The following is an 18,857-nucleotide window of genomic DNA, read 5'->3' as shown; positions in this document are numbered from 1 at the left end:
TTTATATTCTCCTATATAATAATTATTCAGATGCTATAGGTTTGGTAATTTTGCCACTTCTTCTTAATTTTGAATCTACATTTATTTCTACATGAATATGTTTAAAGACTTCATCCCAATTTTTTTTAATGGATTTCCATCTATTGGGATAATGTTTGTGTATAGCATCACCAAATCCAAATACGTCAGCATCTAAGTCTTTTGCCTTATTTAATGCAGATAGTATCTGATCTTTTATTATTTTAGATTCTTCTTCTTGTAGCATAGAGAATGAATTAGGGTTTGCTAAATCTTTGTAACAAGTTTGTTCTTGCAGATCTCCCTCCTGATTGATGTTTATTTTAATAGCAGGTTGATTATCTCTTATATATGGAATTATTTTGCTTTTGCATCTTAAAACTTTTATATCAGCAGTGTCATCACAGCCTTTCAGATTTATACTAATTATTCCAGAATGCATTTTATCTATTGCCCACAAAAGACCAGTGGTTTCATTTTTATCTAGAGTACCAATCATTTTATCTTTTTTAAATACAGCAGTTTCAGAAAGGTAAGATACTTTCTTATTGTTGTCTATTTTTTCTTCAATTATAGGTGCAATTGCAGATGTTGTTTCACTCATTAATCTTGATGAAAATTCTTTCAAATTTATAGCTGCTATTTGCGATGCTTTTTTCTGATTTGTTACTAATTCTGAAATATTATCTCCTGGAATCAGGCCTAACTCTGGTTGAATACTTAGTATTTCACTTGCAGGTTGTTTGGATATTAAAATCCATACCAAAAGACGGGATTCCCTATTACGCATAAAAAAGTCTATATGTTTTTGTATTCCAGATTCAGCAACATCTTTTCCAAATATAATTAATTGGTTGTGTGAAAAGAATAATTCTCTATTTAATTTACGACTGAATTTTTGTAATATACCAGATATAGTTGTGCCATCTTCCTCTAGGTTGAAGTAACCTGCCGTTGTTGTATTTTGCTGATTAGTACTTTTTGCGGAAGATTTCAAATCAAGTACTTTTGCTATTTGGACAGTTAACTTAATTGGGTTTGGATAAATTGCTTTATCTATTCCAACGCTTCGTACAATAGCCAATTTATTTAATTCTTTTGAACTCCAACATGAAGTCATGTTTAAGGATATAAAAATACACACTATTATCTTTATTAATATACTTAATTTTCTCTTCATATCAATTACCTCATAGTATTTCATATATAGTTTAATTGCTACTTTTATCTTGTCTTGGAGGTGTAGGTTTTAAATCTGAAGCTTCTCTTTTTGTATTTTCAGGTTTTATCAATTTAGGTCTTGTAATCATCTTCCACAAGAATGTTCTTATAAATGTATCTTTTAAATCTGTTTTATCAAAAGGTGCAAAAGGATAAAAATAAGGAGTTCCAAAGGAATTTAATGATACTACATGAATAAGTACTACCAAAGAACCCATTCCAATGCCAAATATGCCTAGACTTCCGGCAAGAATTAGAAATACTATTCTAAGTATTGAAGTAACGTCTGTAAAAGTTGGAATGACAAAACTTGAAATAGCTGTGATAGATACAACTATAATCATAAGACCTCCAACTAATCCTGCAGATACAGCAGCTTCTCCTAATACCAAAGCTCCAATTATACTTACAGCCTGACCTACCGGACGTGGTAGACGTACGCCTGCTTCTCTTAAAATTTCAAAAGTTATTAACATTAAAAAGGCTTCCATAACAGCTGGGAAAGGTACACCTTCATGGTCAGCAGCCATTGTAAATAATAATTTAGTAGGGATTAATTCCTGATGAAAAGTGGACAACATTACATATGCAGCAGGAGTTAATATAGTAATTAAAAAAGATAAAATTCTCAAAATTCTTATTAGGCTTGAGAGAAAAGGTCTTGAATAATAATCTTCACCACTTTGAAAACCCTCTATAAAAAGCATTGGAACTGTCAGTACAAAAGGAGTTCCATCGACTAAAATTGCAACTCTTCCTTCTAATATTTTCGCAGCTGCCGTATCCGGCTTTTCACAATTGCCTACAGTTGGAAATATGGAGTAAGGCTCATCTTCTATAAACTGTTCAATATATCCTGACTCAAGGATGGCATCTGTATGTATTTTGCTCAATCTTTGCTTTACCTCTTTTACTAATTTCTTGTTTGCAATTCCTTTTATATATGATATACATATGGATGTTCTTGTTTGAGTTCCAATTTGCATTGTTTCAAAGGTCAAGTTCGGATTCTTTATCTTATGACGGAGCAAAGAGATATTAATAAGGATAGATTCGGAAAAACCCTCTCTAGGTCCACGAACAGTAACTTCAGTTTTAGGTTCTTCTATATTACGCGATTTCCAGTCAGTAGAATGAATTATCAGAGCTTTATTGCATCCATCCATAAGGAATATTGTATTTCCAGAAAGACATTCATCTATTGACTTGTTTATAAATACTGTTTGCCTTATACTTTCTGCAGAGAGTATTCCTTCTTTTATAATGTCCAATGTTTCAAATTCAAATTCATTTTCCATTCTGTGCAATCTTGTATCATTAAGCAGAGGTTTCAACACATGTTTATCTATAACATCTTTTTTGGCTATACCATCTAAAAAAATAAGAGCTGCTTTTATCTGCATTTTTGATCCAATACGCAATTCACGATATATAATATCAGGACTATCTCCTAGAATTCTTCTAAAATGTGCCATATTTTCTTCAAGATCAGAAGAAAGCTTTGGAGATGGTATTTTTTTATTTTCAGTTTTATTATAGTCTGCTTGTTTTTTTAGATCTATGAATTTTAACTTTTTATAAAGATAATTCAACATTTTTAATGCTCCTTTTAATTGTGTTTCTGCTTTTTACTATCTTCTTTTTTCTGAAAATCTGGATTGTAATATTTTACTTTAGTTGTATATAAAATAAGCTCACACAATAGACTAAGTAATAATATAAAAGCATATGTCCAAGAAAATAGAATCATTAAAAATGGATATAGACCTTTTTCATGTAGTGTTCTTTTTAATATATCTATAAGCATAATTATAATATCCTTTCAAATTAAATATTATAGTTTAGAAAGCCATTCTGTGTTTCTTTATTTTATAAATAATAAATATAATTATTGGGTAAAAATTTGAATAAAGTATTCCAAAGTACTTTGTATCAAAAGGAAATATTGATTGGTGATAAATAAAGTTTGGTTCAAATACAATAGAAAAATACACCATGAATATACACACTAAAATAAGCAATGGCTTATAATTTTTAATTTTTAATAAAGTTGCTAACACTAAAACTAGAGCATTCAAAAAAATAGACATTTTAAAGAATCCTCCTAAAAATATAAGTATCATCCCAATAGAATCTATATTTGAAAGTATATTATTTATATTAATCAGCCTTATTACTTCCATTAATGGAATAGATGATATGGATGTATATTTGACTCCAAGTACAGATATAATTATCATTGATGAAATACAAATTAAAATTCCAGAGTAAAAAACTGATTTTATGGTAGTTTTCCTTATAAGATTTTTTTCATTGGAATATTTCCAATACATTAAAAAGATATATACTTCTCCAAAAGGAAAATACAAAATACTAGGTAAAGAAGTCAATATTGATTTTATTCCTCCGCCTAAAACTGGAAGAAGATTTTTAAAGTCCATATAGCCTGAGGCATAAATAAGTATCCATATTAGAATTGAAAAAGATACTATAATTGGCATTACAATTTCAGATGCACGAGCCATTATATTAAATCCTTTCATTAATCCATATAAGCTAACTAACATAAATATAGAAATTATCAACCACAGAGGATTTTCAGGCAGCGAAGTAATTATTATAAGTTCCCCAAATTCTCTAAGATTACGTCCGACTTGCCAAATAAGATCAAATATATATAAAAAACACAGAGGAAGTCCAAGCCATTTTCCAAGTACTGTAATAATGATTTCAATATAATTTTTATTTGGAAATGCACTTTGAAGTTCAGTATAAATCCATATAAACATCAGACTAATGAATAGAGCTATTAAAATTACAATCCAAGCAGCTTGATCTGCATCTATTCCAAGTGCAAATAATGTAGTACTTCCAATTTCAAATACAAATATTAGGCTAAATAACTGGTGATTAGTTAAATGTATTATTAAAACCTCCTTTTATTAGGAAAATTAAAAGTATAATACTGAAATAAATTGTTATAGTATATTTTAACCAATAATATTTTTAGTATGTATTTAAAATTTATAGAATGGTAAGTAATATTAATTGGATGTATGTTAAAATATTTTATATAAATGCAAGTATAGGATGGAAATGTGAGTACTAAAAAAGGTGTGAAATTTATGGATAGAACAATTTTCCTTGTAGATATGGATGCATTTTTTATAAGTTGTGAGGAAACAAGACATCCTGAAATTATAAATAGACCTGCTGCAGTTGCAGGTGATCCCCAAAAACGCAGTGGAATTATTCTAACTGCAAATTATAAAGCACGAAATTTTGGAATAAAAACAACTATGACAATAAATAAGGCATTGAAACTTTGCCCAGATTTAATAATTATACCTCCAGATCATAATTTCTACATAAAAAAATCACAGCAGGTTTTTGATATTATGTCATGCTATACCCCTGTTATTGAGAAAAATAGCATTGATGAGGCATGGCTTGACATGACGGGTTGTGAAAGATTAATAGGAAATCCAATGCAAGCAGCAAGACATTTAATGTATGATATTAAAAATGAATTAGGACTTAGCTGTTCAATTGGTATATCAGAAAATAAATTTCTTGCTAAAATGGCATCTGATATGAAAAAACCTTCGGGAATAACTAGATTATTTAAGAAAGATGTTCCAAATAAGTTATGGCCTCTTCCAGTTGAATATATGTATGGAATAGGAAAGAAGACTGCTGTTAAATTAAATAAAATGAAAATTAAAACTATAGGAGAACTTGCCAATTTTAATAAAACTATTCTTTTGAAGAAATTTGGAAAGTTTGGAGGAGAGATATTTAATCTTGCAAATGGAATTGATAATTCACAAGTAGTTTTACACATTAAAGACGATGTAAAATCAATTGGGAAATCAATGACTCTTCCAGAGGATATTTCTGATATTGAAATGGCAAAACCTATACTTATGCAACTTTCAGAGGAAATTGGAATGTGTGCGAGAAAACATAATAAGAGAGGCTGTAAAGTTCAAATAACTATTAAATATTATAATTTTCATAGTATAACAAGACAAACAACAATTAAGGCAACTTGTCTTGTAAAAGATATTTATTCTGCAGGACTGAAACTTTTAAAAAAAGTCTGGAATGTAAATATGCCAGTGAGATTGCTTGGAATAAGTTTGACTGGCTTTGAAAATGATAGGATTAAGCAGATATCTATTTTTGATATTATTAATGTAGAAAATAAAGAAAATAGTTTCTATAAATATAAGAGGATAGAGGATGCCATAGATAAAATACGCTTAAAATACGGTAATTCAATAATAAATAGAGGAATAGTAATAAATAAAAATAGTAAAAAATAAAGTTTAATAGAACTATCCAGGAAATAAATTTATTTCCTGGATAGTAAAATATTTAATTTATTATTTACTAGGATTTATAAACATTTGAACCCAATATGGAGTTCCATTTTTGTCTTTAGCAAGTCCAACTCCAATTTCTGTAAAATTAGAATTCAATATATTTGCTCTGTGTCCTTGCGAGTTCATCCAAGCGTCCATTACCTCTGCAGGTGTTTTTTGACCATAGGCAATATTTTCGCCTGCTGTTGTATAACTTATGCCGAATTTTGTCATCATGTCAAAAGGAGAACCGTAAGTAGGTGAAGTATGACTAAAATAGTTTTTATCAATCATATCTTGTGCTTTTATGGTTGCAACTTTTGAAAGTTCACTATTAGCTTTTAAAGGAGCTAGTCCATTTTTACTTCTCTCAATATTAACTAATCTAACTACTTCAGCTGCCTCTGCACTTATAGTTGAAGAAGATTGTCCATCATTTTTAGATGAATTTTCATTTGAAGCAGCTGGCTGAGTTGTAGTTTCTGTAGTTTGTTTAGCTTGGTCATCTGCTTTAGTTGTAGTAGTTGAAGTTGTGTTATTAGAAGTTGTACTAGTATTTGTTAATGTTTTAGCATTAGTATCACTAGGTGATACTTTATTTAATATATTAGTTATTAAATTTTCTAATTCAGAATATTTGCTTAAAATATAATTATAAGAAGTTTTTTCATTGATTGAAGCTTGGCAGTTGGTTGTAGCTGCCTCTGCAATAGTAGTCCCAACAGTTGAAATTGATCCTGAAAGTACTAATGCTGCAATTATTGATCTAACTTTTTTGTTCATAAGGAAATCCTCCTAAAATTTTTATTCTTTGAGAAAGGTAAATTCTCACATGATTATTTGTGTATTTTCAAAGTTCATTTTAGATTATAGGTTATAGATATGAATAGATTGTATCTATTTTATGAACGCAATGGAAATATAATATATAATATTCAGAAAATTATAGAAAATATACATTATAATTTCATATTTATATAAATATGAATAAAAATATATCAATAATTGCTGAAGAAACCATTATTTATAAATTAAAATAAGGATATATTTAATTGATTTTAGTTAAAATATATTTAGATTCAAATATGAATGAGAGGTGTAATTAATGGATAATAATTTATTAAGAAAATTTAAAAATAAATTGGAGTTAGAAAGAGATAAAGCTTATAATCTGTTGAATCAAATGGAGAAGAATGAAACTATAAAATCAAATTCAGAAATGTTTGGAGAGCTGTCTTCTTACGACAATCATCCTGCGGACAATGCCAGCAGTGTATATGATAAAGAAAGGGGACTGGCTTTTGAAAAAAATGAAATAATTCTTTTGGAAAAAGTAGATAGAGCATTAAAAAGTATAGATGAGGGTACCTATGGAATATGTAAAATGTGTGGAAGAAAAATAGATGTGGAAAGATTAAAGTGTATGCCCTATGCAGAGTATTGTGTAGAATGTCAAAAACATATTGACGATTTCAAACCTGAGGAAAGAAAAAATAGACCTCCTGAAGAAGATGTAATTGGAGATACTTTTAATAAAGGATATGGAGTATATAAAAATCAAGTAGAGTTTGATATAGAAGATGGCTACCAGTCAGTTGGAAAATTTAATAGAAGGAAAAATATAGTTGAAGAATATGTAGATGAAGGTGAAGAATATGTGGAACCAATAGAAAAAATAAGCAATTCACAGTATAAAAATCAACTACCTTAATTTTATATAATTTAGAGTATAATTTTAGTTAGCAAAGATGTTAGTAATTAATAAATTATAAAAAATATAAGAGTATAAAAAGTAGTTAAGTTAGAAAAAATATTGATTAGATATAAAAATAAACTATAGGGGATATTACAATGAAAGCATTTTTAAAAAGAATAACTGAAATTATACTAGCAATTTTTATTATACTTTCTCCAGCTAGTGATTGGATAAATTATAATGCCGTTTATGCTTCAAATATTGATATTAAGAGTTACAATAATGTTGGTAAAATTTATTACGGATTTAAGCTTGTGTCTTCTAAAAATATTAAACAACTTAATTCAAATGTAATGCAATTTACTCATGTAAAAACTGGTGCTAGACTTATGTATATTAAAAACAATGATACGCAAAGGGTATTTGATATAAGTTTTCGTACACCAACTCGTGACAACACAGGAGTAAATCACATTATTGAACATTCAGTTCTTGATGGATCTAGAAAGTATCCTCTTAAATCGCCATTTAAAGAAATGGTTAAAGGATCACTTGGAACATTTATAAATGCTATGACAAGTAGTGATTATACTACTTTTCCAGTAGCAAGTACAAATGAACAGGATCTTAAAAATCTTATGAGCGTGTATTTAGATGCAGTATTTTACCCAAAACTTACAACTGATCCTAATATATTTAAGCAAGAGGGTTGGAGATATGATATGCCATCGAAAAATTCCAAACTGTCTATAAATGGAGTTGTGTACAATGAGATGAAGGGAGATTATTCAAATCCTAGTTGGATAATGTACAATGCAATAAATCAATCACTTTTTCCAGATACTTCTCATAATTGGGATTGTGGAGGAAATCCTGATGATATACCAAAGCTTACAAGAGAAAAGTTCATTGAAACATATAAAAAAAATTATACACCATCAAATAGCTATATATATCTATATGGAAAATTGGACATAGGAAAATATCTTAAATTTATAGATGAAAATTATTTGGGAAAGTTTACTAAAACTACTGTTGATACATCTATAAAATTGCAAAAGCCTTTGAGTAATGTACCTGAAAAGGTTGTTTCATATCCAGTATCTGAAAACAGAGATAGTAAAAATAAAACCTGTTTTTCGTTGAATTTTGTAACAGGAACTGTATGGGATAAAGAGATAAATACTGCATTTGGATTTTTAAGCTATCTTTTAATGGGTGCAGATGATGCTCCACTTAAAAAGGCTATTAAAGATGCAGATATTGCAGAAGATGTAAATTGTACATTTATGTTGGATGGGATGCAACCCGTATTTTCAATTAATGCTATAAATTGCAATGAATCATCAAAAGAGATTTTTAAAAAGACTGTTTTTGACTGTTTAAAAAATATATATGATAATGGATTTGATAAAAATTTTATAAGTTCTGCATTAAAGTCATATGAAACAAATATTCGCTTGAGAGAACTCATGTCACCTATGATTGGAGGAAATGGTATTGAGTTATCTCAAAGGGCACTTTTAACATGGATATATGATAAGGATCCCACAATGTATTTTGATACACAGGATATAATAAAAAAGATAAGTAAATTAGATAAAAGTGAATATTTCAAAGACATTGTTGGCAAGTGTCTTGTAAACAATAAATATCATTCCATTGTAATTATGAAACCTGATAGAGAAATTGAAATGAGAAGTAATGAAAAGATTAATAATATGCAAGAGGAATATAAAAATAAAATAGGAAAAGAAGGAATAAATGCAATTATAAAAGATACAGCAAATTTTAATGCATGGCAAAAGAGAGAAGATTCAAAAGAAGCTCTAGATACTCTGCCAAGACTTTCACTTGAAGATGTTCATCCAGAAATACCAGATATAAATTATAAAATTGACAATGTTAATGGAATAAAATTTCTTAGGCATAATGCAAATTTAAATGGATTTTCAAATATAAATTTGTATTTTGACACATCAAAAGTACCACAAGATAAGATACAGTATATTGCATTGCTATCATCTATACTTGGAAATGTAGACACTGACAAGTATAGCACAAAGGAATTATCCAATGAGATACAAGGTATAGGTGGAAATCTTTCAATTAATGCATCTTCTGTAGTAGACAGTAAAAACTCAGATGTATATTCACCTAAATTAATAGTATCTCTTCTTGTACTTGAAGATAAGGTTGAGAAAGGATTGAATCTTACCGAAGAAATTATAAATAACAGTCTATTTAATGAAAAAAGAAAGATAAGACAGATTATAAAGCAAAATAAATCTGCGCTTGAGAGTATGTTTTCATTAGGATCTGGATCTGGGGCTCTTATGGGATTGAGCTCTTACATGAGTGAAAGTGGAAGATATATAGAAAAAATTTCTGGAATTTCATATTATAAATTTTTGAAAGAATTAGATAATAGTTTTGATTCAAAGTGGGAAGAAATATCTAAAAATTTAAAAGATGTTTCAAAACTTGTATTTAACAAAAATGATCTTATAGTAAGTTGTAGTGGAAGTGTAAATTCTCAGTTATCCTTTAAAAGTGAGCTAAAACGTATATCGAGTAAGTTAAATTCTGATGCATTTATAAAACAAAAATATAAATTTAATGTGCCAAGTAAGAATGTAGCTTACTCATCTACTGCAAAAGTTCAAACAGTAATGCAGGCAGGAAATTTTAAAAAGCTAGGATATAATTATAGTGGAAAGATGTTAGTACTTGAAAATGTATTGAATATGGGATATTTGTGGAATACAATAAGAACAAATGGTGGTGCCTATGGGGCAGCGTGTTCTTTTTTGCCAGATGGATTAGTGGTTATGAAATCAATGAGAGATCCAAATATAAAGGAAACTTTACAGACTTTTCAAGGTACTGCAGATTATCTTAAAAATTTTAAGGCCACTGATGCTGAAATGAATAATTATATTATAGGAGCTATAAAAAATTTTGTAAATCTTAATACGGCAGGAGAACTTGCCAAAAGTTCAATTTGTGACTTATTATATCTTACTAATACATCTGTAGATGATCTTATTAAACATGAAAAGGAGGCACTTTCAACTACAGCTAAAGATATAAGAAATTACGGTAATATGATGGATGAAATTTTAAAACAGAATGTATATTTTGTAGAAGGGTCAGAGATGAAAATTCAAGAAAATAAAGGTCTATTTAGGAGTATTATAGATTTAGAAAAATAAAAAAATGAGGTTAACATATGAAAATATTAGTTATGAGAATCACACTTAGAGCATCATGGGTACATTCTCTAAAGGAAAAGAGAATGATAGTAAAAAGCGTAGTTAAAAGGCTTAGGAACAAGTTTAATATATCTGTATCTGAGATAGATAAACAAGATGTTCATAAGATAATAGTTATAGGAATTGCAGGCATATTGGGAACCTCAAAGCAAAAGGATTCCACTAAAGAAAATATAATAAATTTTATAGATTGTAATACTGATGCAGAAATAATTAATATTGAGGAAATTTCAGTATATTAATTCATAATAAAATGGGACTGTGTAGTTAGTATAAAAAATATTCTAATGTATCAGCCCCTAAATAAATATTAAATTTAAAATAATAATTAATCTAAAAATTCAATTTTGCCTTTTGTAAGTTTCTTTATTCTTGCAAGGGAACGAATTGTATAACCTTTTTTTTCTAATATATTTCTCCCGGGTTGAAATGATTTTTCAATTACAATACCTATTCCAGCTACTTTTGCTCCAGCTTTTTCAATTAAGCGTGCAGCACCTTGTGCAGCTTCGCCATTAGCCAAAAAATCATCAATTATAAGGATTTTATCTTCAGGACATATGTACTTTTGGGACAAAGTGAGTTCATAATCTGAATCTTTTGTGAAAGAATGTACTGTAGTTTGATATACATCATCTTTTAAGATTTTTGATTTTTTCTTTTTTAATATTACCATAGGCAAGTCCATTTTTAATGCTGTCATAACTGCTGGAGCTATTCCTGAACTTTCAATGGTGAATATTTTTGTAACACCTATTCCAGAGAAATATTTTTTAAAATTATCTCCTATAGCTAACATTAATTTTGGATCTACTTTATGATTTAAAAATGAATCTACTTTTAATATGGATTCATTAAGAGCCTCTCCTTCTTCCAAAATTCTTTTCTTTAACTGTTCCATAAATTAACACTCCTTGATTTTCTTTTTTATTTTCAAATTCTATTTATGTTATAACTTAAAATTTCCTATAGATTTATCAAAAAATATATAAAAAAATATACCACAGAAAAGTGAGGTATATTTAAAAGCATAAAATTCAAATATTACCTCGTAGTCTGTCAATTTTAGGTTGACAGGTAGAAACTTTCGGACCATATTACCGAGTATATACGAGTTTCTGTCTATAAAAATTTAAATAACAAATAGAATTATATCATATCAGTGAAATTTATTAAACAAAACAGTAAATTTTAGAGATGAAAAGTAAAAAAATATTAAAAATTTGCAAATTAGCGGATAAATATGCAAATATTATTTTTGATGATTTTAGACTATTGCAATATTTACGAGTTTATATTAGAATATACATCATGGAAATTTAAGTTCATATGAAGATAGCGGGAGAGTGATTTTTAAATCCACCGAAGAAGTTAAGCTTTCAGGTAAATAGACCGTTATTGGATGAAGCTCTGGAGAGACTCTTAAGAGCACCGAAGGAGAAAGCCGTAAGGTGAAACTCTCAGGTAAAAGGACAGGGAATGAGCAATATTTATTACAAAATTACGCAATTAGCATGATTTTGTGCTAATCTCATCCCATTTAGTCCCAATAAAAACTATTATATGGAGGGATAAAATGGAACAATTTACAAATCTATTAAGTCAAGTGGATGCTTTTATGTGGGGTCCACCTCTTTTGGTACTGCTCGTAGGTACCGGAATATATCTAACTATACGCCTTGGATTAATTCAATTATTTAAGTTGCCTTTGGCACTCAAATATCTTTTTTCAAAAGATAAAAATGATAGTGCAGGCAAAGGAGATGTTACAAGTTTTGCTGCATTATGTACAGCACTTGCGGCTACAATTGGTACAGGAAACATTGTAGGAGTTGCAACTGCAATTGAAGCAGGAGGACCTGGTGCACTTTTCTGGATGTGGATGGCAGCTTTCTTTGGAATGGCTACTAAATATTCAGAAGGACTTCTTGCTGTTAAATACAGAGTTACTGATAAAAATGGACAAATGTCCGGTGGACCAATGTATTATATTGAAAAAGGTCTTGGAATAAAGTGGCTTGCTAAACTATTTGCATTTTTTGGAATAGGAGTTGCATTTTTTGGAATAGGAACTTTTGCTCAGATAAATTCCATAACTCAGGCTGCACATGTTGCCTATAATATGCCTATAGTTGTAACATCTTCAATAATAACAATTTTAGTTGCACTTGTAACTATAGGAGGAATAAAGAGTATATCAAAAGTTGCTGAACTTGTAGTTCCTTTTATGGCTGTATTTTATGTATTAGGTTGTATAGTCATACTGGCTTCTAATGCATCTGTAGTTCCTCAAGCAATATCACTAGTAATAAAAAGTGCTTTTACGCCAGTAGCGGCAGCAGGAGGATTTTTAGGATCTACTGTAAAACAAGCTATTCAAAATGGTATAGCAAGGGGAGTTTTTTCAAATGAATCAGGTCTTGGAAGTGCCCCTATAGCAGCAGCAGCGGCTAAAACTAAATCCTGTGTTCGTCAGGGGCTTATTTCAATGACAGGAACTTTTTTTGATACTATTATAGTATGTACTATGACAGGACTTGTACTTGTATCTACAGGTGCATGGAAAATGGGTTATAAAGGTGCAGCTATGACAAATTATGCTTTTTCAACAGGAATTCCTATGCCTTGGATTGGAAACTTTATAGTTACAATAGGACTTATATTTTTTGCTTTTACAACTATACTTGGATGGAATTACTATGGTGAAAGATGCAGTGAATACCTATTTGGTGTAAAATCCATAAAGGTGTATAGGGTTATATTTATAATGCTTGTAGCTATAGGAGCTTACTTAAAACTTGATATGGTATGGACACTTGCTGATATAGTAAATGCTTGTATGGCAATTCCAAACCTTATTGCATTAATAGGATTAAGTGGAGTTATAGCTGCTGAAACGAAAGATTTTTTTAAGAATATTAGAAGAGATAAAGTTGCATAATATAAATCTTGGAAGGGATACAGATATGAATGGAAAAGATGAATTTAAGAATCGTGCTGTAGCACTGTTTGAACAAGGATATAACTGTTCTCAGTCAGTGTTTGGAGCTTACTGCACAGAACTTGGAATAGATTTTGAAACAGGGTTAAAGATATCATCTTCTTTTGGAGCAGGCATGGGAAGATTACGCGAAGTCTGTGGAGCAGTAACTGGAATGTTTATGGTAGCTGGATTGAAGTATGGGTATACAGATCCAAAAGATGATGTAAAGAAGGCTGAACATTATAGGCTTATTCAAGAGCTAGCTTCTAAATTTAAAGAAAAAAATGATACTATAATATGTAGAGAACTTTTAGGATTAGGTGATAAAAAAGAAAGTTATGTACCAAATAAAAGAACTAAAGAGTATTACAAGACTCGTCCATGTGCACATATAATTGAAGATGCAGCTGAAATTATATATGAATTTATAAAAAATGAAGAAATAGAAAATAAATGATTAAGGTTATTTTGTTTGCAAAAACTCCAGCTAATTTTAAGCTGGAGTTTTAATGTTCTACTTTAAGTTCTGTTCATAAGCTTGAATCATTTTTTTAACCATCTGGCCACCTACAGATCCTGCTTCTCTTGCAGTTAAATCTCCATTATAGCCATTTTTAAGCTTTACACCTACTTCATTTGCTGATTCCATTTTGAACTGATTTAATTTTTCTTTAGCTTCAGGAACTACTGGTTTATTATATGACATAGTAAACACTCCTTTTTATAGTATTACTTACTTCTTACAACTAAAGTTTGTGTATTTTTAAAATAATTATGTGAGGTAATTGGAGGGTTTATTGGAATATTTCTTTTTAATATATTTTCTGTATTTTTCAAGTAAACTAGCTTTATTTGTTATTTATTTTAATATCAATTATACTCTAAAATATATAGTTAATATAGGAAGATAAATTAAATGATATGGATGATCAAATAGTTGATTACATAAATAATAATAGAGAAGACTTTTTAAGTAAGTTTCAAAAATGATGATTCAATGAATAATTTAACTAGAGTAGCAAAAGAATACTTAACTCCAATAGTAAGCTATAATAAAATGCCTTATAATGCTATGAAACTTAATGAGGTGGACTTTACTACTCCATATAGTTACAGCCTTTTAAAAGAAGAAAGTAAGAGGGTTACATTAAGTACTTTAAAGAAGAGTGAAGAAAAAAATGGATTATTAATAAGATTTTTTAATGGAACTGAAGAAAGTCAAAAAGCAGAGTTTAGTATAAATAAAAATATAAAAGAAGCTTATATGGCTAATTTAAATGAAAATAAAATTGAAGATATTTTGTATAATAACGATAAAATAAAAATAGATATAAATAAAAATGTAGTAAAAAATTTATATGTAGAAGTTTAAAGATTAGGCTATATATAAAAGATTAAAATTAAAAAAAGGAGGCCAGCTCAAAATATAATTAAAACTTATAATTGAGATGGTCTTCTATTATTATTTTATATTACATACTGGGAGTGGATGTAGATGAGTATAAATAAAATTGTAATTGCACCAGATTCTTTTAAGGAGAGTTTGACTGCTAAAGAAGCGGCAGAAGCCATAAGAGAAGGATTGTCTAAAATAATTAATAATTGCCATTTTGAACTCATTCCCATGGCTGATGGTGGAGAGGGAACAAGTGAAGTTATAGCTCAAGCAAATAATGGCAAAATAAATGAAGTGGAAATAACAGGACCTCTTGGTTATAAAGTTAAGGGCAAATATGGTTATATAGAAAAAGATAATCTTGCTGTAATAGAAGTTTCCCAGGCTTGTGGAATTGATCTTGTACCCAAACATGAGAGAAATCCAGAAATTACAACTACATATGGAGTCGGAGAATTAATAAAAGCTGCATTAGACAAAGGTGCAAGGAATTTTCTAATAGGACTTGGTGGAAGTGCTACAAATGATGGGGGATTTGGAATGCTTCAAGCTTTAGGAGCTTGTGGCAGGGATATTAATAATAATGAAATAAAATTTGGTGGAATAGAACTTAGAAATCTCAAATATATCAACTTTGAAAATTTAGATGAAAGAATTAAAGAGTGCAATATTAAAGTTGCTTGTGATGTAGAAAATCCACTTGTTGGTGAGTTTGGTGCAACAAAAATATTTGGAGCTCAAAAGGGTGGAAACTCAGATCAGTTAGAGAATTTAGAAAAAGCTTTAATACATTATGGTAATTTAGTAAAAAAAGCTACAGGATTAGATGTAAACAATACAAAGAAAGCTGGAGCAGCAGGTGGTCTTGGAGCAGCATTTATGATTTTAAATGCAAAACTTCTAAGGGGAATAGATATAGTTCTTGAATACACTCATTTTGAAGAAAGAGCTAAAGATGCAGATTATATATTTACAGGAGAAGGGTCTATAGATGCTCAAACTAAATTTGGAAAGACTATATCTGGAGTAGCTAAAATATCTAAAAAATACAATATACCGCTTATTGCTTTAGGAGGAAGAGTAACAGATGATGCTAGTGAATTATATGATATAGGTGTAACATCTTTGTTTTGTATAATGGATTCTGTTAAAACATTAGATAGAGCCCTTAAAGATGGATATAATTCAATTGTTAAGGTATCTGAAAATATTGCTAGGATACTAAAGTAGAAAAATTCAAATGAATATGCTATTATAAACATGATAATTTTTTAATAAAATATTGCAGAAGAGTTTGAAAGCATATAAAAAAATGAATGGTAAGTGTTGAGTATAAACTGAGTAGTGAATAAATCTTAAAGTAGATTGTGAGTTGATAAATTTGAAACGTATTGATTACCATGTCCATTCTAATAATTCATTTGATGCTAAATTTGGCATTATACAGATGTGTAAATCAGCAGAATTAAAAGGAATTTCTGAAATATGTTTTACAGAACATTTTAATGTAGATTCTAGAGATGTTAGTTATAACTTTTTAAATTATAATAAATATAGTGAAGAAATATTAGAAGCAAGAGAGATTTTTTCTGGTAAATTAGATGTGAAAAAAGGGTTAGAAATTGGTGAACCACATATTTTAAGAAAAAAACTATCAGATGAATTAAGTATGATGGATTTGGATTTTATTATCGGATCTGTTCATAATATAAATGGTTTAAAATTAAGATTGTATATGCAAAATAAGAATAAGAAAAGTATATATAAAGATTATTTCGATGAAGTACTTAGAATGGTTGAAAATTCAGATATTGATATCGTAGGTCATTTAGATTTAATGAAAAGATATGCTTATGATATTTATGGAGACTATAAGTTTGATGATTATAGAGAAATAATTGAAGAAATACTTAAAAAAATTATACAAAAAGATATTGGAATTGAGGTTAATACGTCAGGACTTAGAAATAAAGTTGGAAAATTGTATCCATCAATTGATGTACTTAAGTTATATAAAAATATTGGAGGAAAAATAATAACAATAGGATCAGATTCTCACGATTTAGATAATATAGGGAATAATTTCCTTACAGTAGTTAAAATGCTCAAAAAAATTGGATTTGAATATATTTATAGATATAAAAATAGAAAGAAACTACCTGTAAGAATAGAAATTTAAAAGATTAACTATTGTAATATTGTTAAATATCAATATTAAAACACTTATTTTTTAGATTAGTTAAAATACTTGATTTTAAATAGTATATAGCATATAATAATAAAAGTAAAATTGAATAAGACAGTTCGTAACCATCCTGTCTATAAACAAAACTAAGGATTTAGCTATATTTATATAGCTTGTTTTGTAATTAAAGGTGGAGATTATCTCTACCTTTTTTAAGTTTGTAATTGAATTATATATATGAGGATGGTCCATACTTCTTATGAAAATATTTTAAATTTTCAAATTAAAAAGTAAATTATTTAGGAGGAAGAAATGAAGTTAAAAAGATATGGACAAGTTACTAAAAGATTACCAAGAGAGGTGGTACTTTTAAGGGGAAGTGGATGTACCTGGAAAAAATGCGTATTCTGTGACTATCATCTAGATTGTGATTCAAATGCATTTAGAAATCGAAAACTAAATCATGAGGTGCTTCAAAAAGTTACTGGAAAATATAAAGTATTACAAGTTATTAATTCAGGAAGTACAAGTGAAATAGATGCAATTACAATGATTGAGCTTTTAAAATTATGTAGAGATAAAAACATAGAGCAAGTGATTATGGAAAGCCATGTAAGATATGAAGATGATATAGACCTTTTTAAAGAACAATTCAAACCAATAGAATTAAAATTTATAGTAGGAGCTGAGAGTTTTGATATTAATTATAGAGAAAATGTATTAAATAAAGGCATGGGAAATAGAAGAGCCTGTGATTTTCAAAAATTTGATTGGGTTAATTTGCTATTTGGTATGAAAGGTCAAAGCATGGATAGATTGGAAAAAGATGTTACTTTAGCATTAAAATATTTTGAAAGGGTAACAATAAATATATTTTGTGAAAATACTACTAAAGTAAAGAGAGATAATGAGCTTGTAGAACAGTTCTATAACAGTGAGCTTTTTAAAAAACTTCAGACAACTTATTATTATAGGGTTGAAATACTTGACGATATAGATACAAGATGTGGAGCAGATTTAGATGGAGTTGGAGGTAAGATATATGACTAAGACTAATAAATTAGTAAAGATAACATTAGTAGCAGCAATATATATAGTTTCAACAATTGCATTTGGACAAATGTCATATATGGGTCCTATTGAGTTGCGATTCAGCGAAATGCTTAACTTATTGGCGTTTATAGATCCATATTATATAATTTCATTAACATTAGGTTGTGCTGTAGCTAACTTTTATAGTTTTAGTATAGTAGATGTTTTTGTAGGAAGTTTACAAACTCTTATTTCAACTTATCTAATGTGGAAAACTAGGAATATGGCTATTTCAATAATATGGCCAGTAATTGGAGTTGCCGCAATAGCAGAGGAATTGCATATACTTTATAAATTGCCATTTTTTTATACATTTTTTACTCAGTTTGTAGGTGAATTGGCAGTTATGATTTTAGGATATTTTGTATTTAAGAAGATATTTCATAACTCAGAGCTTTTGGATATAATAAAAATAAAATCTCATAATCCTAAAATTGAGAACTTAAAGATGAAAAATCTAAATATAAAGAATGCAAATGTAAAAAATATAGTTAAATAATATTTTTAAATATTAATTTAAAATAGATAGGCATAGATTTGTGTGAAAATAAATCTGTGCCTATTATATTATATAATTATATAAATGTTTTCATTACTATGAGAATAGGGTTTCACAACATATTA

At 28.6% G+C, this 18,857-nt stretch carries 18 protein-coding genes and 3 riboswitches; of the genes, 11 read left to right on the top strand and 7 right to left on the bottom strand.

The genetic code is table 11. The annotated features are described in order from the left end of the window. Positions 1-22 precede the first annotated feature (22 nt). From H2684_RS02685 to H2684_RS02670, 4 genes are read right to left on the bottom strand one after another with little or no spacing between them, the layout of a single operon-like run. Complete coding sequence (locus tag H2684_RS02685) at positions 23-1,198, bottom strand: Ger(x)C family spore germination protein (protein WP_182087818.1); 1,176 nt, start codon at positions 1,196-1,198, stop codon at positions 23-25. A 31-nt stretch (positions 1,199-1,229) separates the two neighbouring features. Then, positions 1,230-2,834: a spore germination protein gene (locus tag H2684_RS02680; RefSeq protein ID WP_182087817.1), complete on the bottom strand. Its 1,605-nt coding sequence runs from the start codon at positions 2,832-2,834 to the stop codon at positions 1,230-1,232. 14 nt (positions 2,835-2,848) lie between these two features. Next, positions 2,849-3,046: a hypothetical protein gene (locus H2684_RS02675; RefSeq protein ID WP_182087816.1), complete on the bottom strand. Its 198-nt coding sequence runs from the start codon at positions 3,044-3,046 to the stop codon at positions 2,849-2,851. 34 nt (positions 3,047-3,080) lie between these two features. Further along, positions 3,081-4,163, bottom strand: a complete 1,083-nt coding sequence (locus H2684_RS02670; protein ID WP_347707513.1) for a GerAB/ArcD/ProY family transporter — start codon at positions 4,161-4,163, stop codon at positions 3,081-3,083. Between the two features lie 201 nt (positions 4,164-4,364). On the opposite strand from H2684_RS02670, the gene dinB reads away from it, so the two are divergent. After that, on the top strand, positions 4,365-5,567 hold the full coding sequence (gene dinB / locus H2684_RS02665) for a DNA polymerase IV (RefSeq protein ID WP_182087815.1): 1,203 nt from the start codon (positions 4,365-4,367) through the stop codon (positions 5,565-5,567). A 60-nt stretch (positions 5,568-5,627) separates the two neighbouring features. Here dinB and H2684_RS02660 read toward each other — a convergent pair whose 3' ends face one another. After that, positions 5,628-6,389, bottom strand: a complete 762-nt coding sequence (locus tag H2684_RS02660) for a CAP domain-containing protein (protein WP_182087814.1) — start codon at positions 6,387-6,389, stop codon at positions 5,628-5,630. A 322-nt stretch (positions 6,390-6,711) separates the two neighbouring features. Here H2684_RS02660 and H2684_RS02655 point away from each other — a divergent pair, with 322 nt between their 5' ends. The 3 genes from H2684_RS02655 (at position 6,712) to H2684_RS02645 (ending at position 10,819) form a co-directional block, all read left to right on the top strand. Next, positions 6,712-7,317, top strand: a complete 606-nt coding sequence (locus tag H2684_RS02655; RefSeq protein ID WP_182087813.1) for a TraR/DksA C4-type zinc finger protein — start codon at positions 6,712-6,714, stop codon at positions 7,315-7,317. A 140-nt stretch (positions 7,318-7,457) separates the two neighbouring features. Beyond that, positions 7,458-10,517 carry an insulinase family protein gene (locus H2684_RS02650; RefSeq protein ID WP_182087812.1) on the top strand — a complete coding sequence of 1,020 codons (3,060 nt, stop codon included), beginning with the start codon at positions 7,458-7,460 and terminating at the stop codon, positions 10,515-10,517. Positions 10,518-10,534: 17 nt separating this feature from the next. Continuing rightward, positions 10,535-10,819 (top strand): DUF503 domain-containing protein, encoded by a 285-nt coding sequence (locus H2684_RS02645; RefSeq protein ID WP_182087811.1) that lies wholly within the window; start codon positions 10,535-10,537, stop codon positions 10,817-10,819. Positions 10,820-10,905: 86 nt separating this feature from the next. On the opposite strand, the gene H2684_RS02640 is transcribed toward H2684_RS02645, so the two are convergent. Further along, the gene (locus H2684_RS02640; protein ID WP_182087810.1) at positions 10,906-11,478 is read right to left on the bottom strand and encodes a xanthine phosphoribosyltransferase; all 573 of its coding nucleotides are present in this window, start codon (positions 11,476-11,478) and stop codon (positions 10,906-10,908) included. Between the two features lie 131 nt (positions 11,479-11,609). Continuing rightward, positions 11,610-11,711: riboswitch (purine riboswitch) on the bottom strand. Positions 11,712-11,906: 195 nt separating this feature from the next. Further along, a riboswitch (glycine riboswitch) is annotated at positions 11,907-11,982 on the top strand. 3 nt (positions 11,983-11,985) lie between these two features. Continuing rightward, a riboswitch (glycine riboswitch) is annotated at positions 11,986-12,055 on the top strand. A gap of 98 nt (positions 12,056-12,153) precedes the next feature. On the opposite strand from H2684_RS02640, the gene H2684_RS02635 reads away from it, so the two are divergent. Further along, positions 12,154-13,518: a sodium:alanine symporter family protein gene (locus H2684_RS02635; RefSeq protein WP_182087809.1), complete on the top strand. Its 1,365-nt coding sequence runs from the start codon at positions 12,154-12,156 to the stop codon at positions 13,516-13,518. 25 nt (positions 13,519-13,543) lie between these two features. After that, positions 13,544-14,017 (top strand): C-GCAxxG-C-C family protein, encoded by a 474-nt coding sequence (locus H2684_RS02630; protein ID WP_182088045.1) that lies wholly within the window; start codon positions 13,544-13,546, stop codon positions 14,015-14,017. 57 nt (positions 14,018-14,074) lie between these two features. Here the strand turns inward: H2684_RS02630 and H2684_RS02625 are convergent, their stop codons facing one another. Then, on the bottom strand, positions 14,075-14,266 hold the full coding sequence (locus H2684_RS02625; RefSeq protein WP_182087808.1) for an alpha/beta-type small acid-soluble spore protein: 192 nt from the start codon (positions 14,264-14,266) through the stop codon (positions 14,075-14,077). Between the two features lie 291 nt (positions 14,267-14,557). Here H2684_RS02625 and H2684_RS02620 point away from each other — a divergent pair, with 291 nt between their 5' ends. The 5 genes from H2684_RS02620 (at position 14,558) to H2684_RS02600 (ending at position 18,732) form a co-directional block, all read left to right on the top strand. Further along, positions 14,558-14,932: a glycosyl hydrolase-related protein gene (locus tag H2684_RS02620; protein WP_182087807.1), complete on the top strand. Its 375-nt coding sequence runs from the start codon at positions 14,558-14,560 to the stop codon at positions 14,930-14,932. Positions 14,933-15,055: 123 nt separating this feature from the next. Continuing rightward, entirely contained in the window at positions 15,056-16,186 is a 1,131-nt protein-coding gene (locus H2684_RS02615; RefSeq protein WP_182087806.1) for a glycerate kinase, read from the top strand. A 151-nt stretch (positions 16,187-16,337) separates the two neighbouring features. Beyond that, the gene (locus H2684_RS02610; RefSeq protein ID WP_182087805.1) at positions 16,338-17,135 is read left to right on the top strand and encodes a histidinol-phosphatase HisJ family protein; all 798 of its coding nucleotides are present in this window, start codon (positions 16,338-16,340) and stop codon (positions 17,133-17,135) included. Between the two features lie 318 nt (positions 17,136-17,453). Further along, positions 17,454-18,191 (top strand): hypothetical protein, encoded by a 738-nt coding sequence (locus H2684_RS02605; RefSeq protein WP_182087804.1) that lies wholly within the window; start codon positions 17,454-17,456, stop codon positions 18,189-18,191. Then, positions 18,184-18,732 carry a QueT transporter family protein gene (locus H2684_RS02600; protein WP_182087803.1) on the top strand — a complete coding sequence of 183 codons (549 nt, stop codon included), beginning with the start codon at positions 18,184-18,186 and terminating at the stop codon, positions 18,730-18,732. Before H2684_RS02605 ends, H2684_RS02600 begins: the two co-directional genes overlap by 8 nt. Positions 18,733-18,857: the final 125 nt, after the last annotated feature.

It is taken from the genome of Clostridium sp. cel8 (genome assembly GCF_014050525.1).
Taxonomy (GTDB): Bacteria; Bacillota; Clostridia; order Clostridiales; family Clostridiaceae; genus Clostridium_B.
Note: the sequence above shows the minus strand (reverse complement) of the source record. Positions and strands in the feature narration are given on the sequence as shown.

What these genes read in the sequence shown, in the direction of transcription:
- H2684_RS02685 (WP_182087818.1), bottom strand. Translation starts at nt 1,198, where the DNA reads ATGAAGAGAAAATTAAGTATATTAATAAAGATAATAGTGTGTATTTTT.
- H2684_RS02680 (WP_182087817.1), bottom strand. Translation starts at nt 2,834, where the DNA reads ATGTTGAATTATCTTTATAAAAAGTTAAAATTCATAGATCTAAAAAAA.
- H2684_RS02675 (WP_182087816.1), bottom strand. Translation starts at nt 3,046, where the DNA reads ATGCTTATAGATATATTAAAAAGAACACTACATGAAAAAGGTCTATAT.
- dinB (WP_182087815.1), top strand. Translation starts at nt 4,365, where the DNA reads ATGGATAGAACAATTTTCCTTGTAGATATGGATGCATTTTTTATAAGT.
- H2684_RS02660 (WP_182087814.1), bottom strand. Translation starts at nt 6,389, where the DNA reads ATGAACAAAAAAGTTAGATCAATAATTGCAGCATTAGTACTTTCAGGA.
- H2684_RS02655 (WP_182087813.1), top strand. Translation starts at nt 6,712, where the DNA reads ATGGATAATAATTTATTAAGAAAATTTAAAAATAAATTGGAGTTAGAA.
- H2684_RS02650 (WP_182087812.1), top strand. Translation starts at nt 7,458, where the DNA reads ATGAAAGCATTTTTAAAAAGAATAACTGAAATTATACTAGCAATTTTT.
- H2684_RS02645 (WP_182087811.1), top strand. Translation starts at nt 10,535, where the DNA reads ATGAAAATATTAGTTATGAGAATCACACTTAGAGCATCATGGGTACAT.
- H2684_RS02640 (WP_182087810.1), bottom strand. Translation starts at nt 11,478, where the DNA reads ATGGAACAGTTAAAGAAAAGAATTTTGGAAGAAGGAGAGGCTCTTAAT.
- H2684_RS02635 (WP_182087809.1), top strand. Translation starts at nt 12,154, where the DNA reads ATGGAACAATTTACAAATCTATTAAGTCAAGTGGATGCTTTTATGTGG.
- H2684_RS02630 (WP_182088045.1), top strand. Translation starts at nt 13,544, where the DNA reads ATGAATGGAAAAGATGAATTTAAGAATCGTGCTGTAGCACTGTTTGAA.
- H2684_RS02625 (WP_182087808.1), bottom strand. Translation starts at nt 14,266, where the DNA reads ATGTCATATAATAAACCAGTAGTTCCTGAAGCTAAAGAAAAATTAAAT.
- H2684_RS02620 (WP_182087807.1), top strand. Translation starts at nt 14,558, where the DNA reads ATGAATAATTTAACTAGAGTAGCAAAAGAATACTTAACTCCAATAGTA.
- H2684_RS02615 (WP_182087806.1), top strand. Translation starts at nt 15,056, where the DNA reads ATGAGTATAAATAAAATTGTAATTGCACCAGATTCTTTTAAGGAGAGT.
- H2684_RS02605 (WP_182087804.1), top strand. Translation starts at nt 17,454, where the DNA reads ATGAAGTTAAAAAGATATGGACAAGTTACTAAAAGATTACCAAGAGAG.
- H2684_RS02600 (WP_182087803.1), top strand. Translation starts at nt 18,184, where the DNA reads ATGACTAAGACTAATAAATTAGTAAAGATAACATTAGTAGCAGCAATA.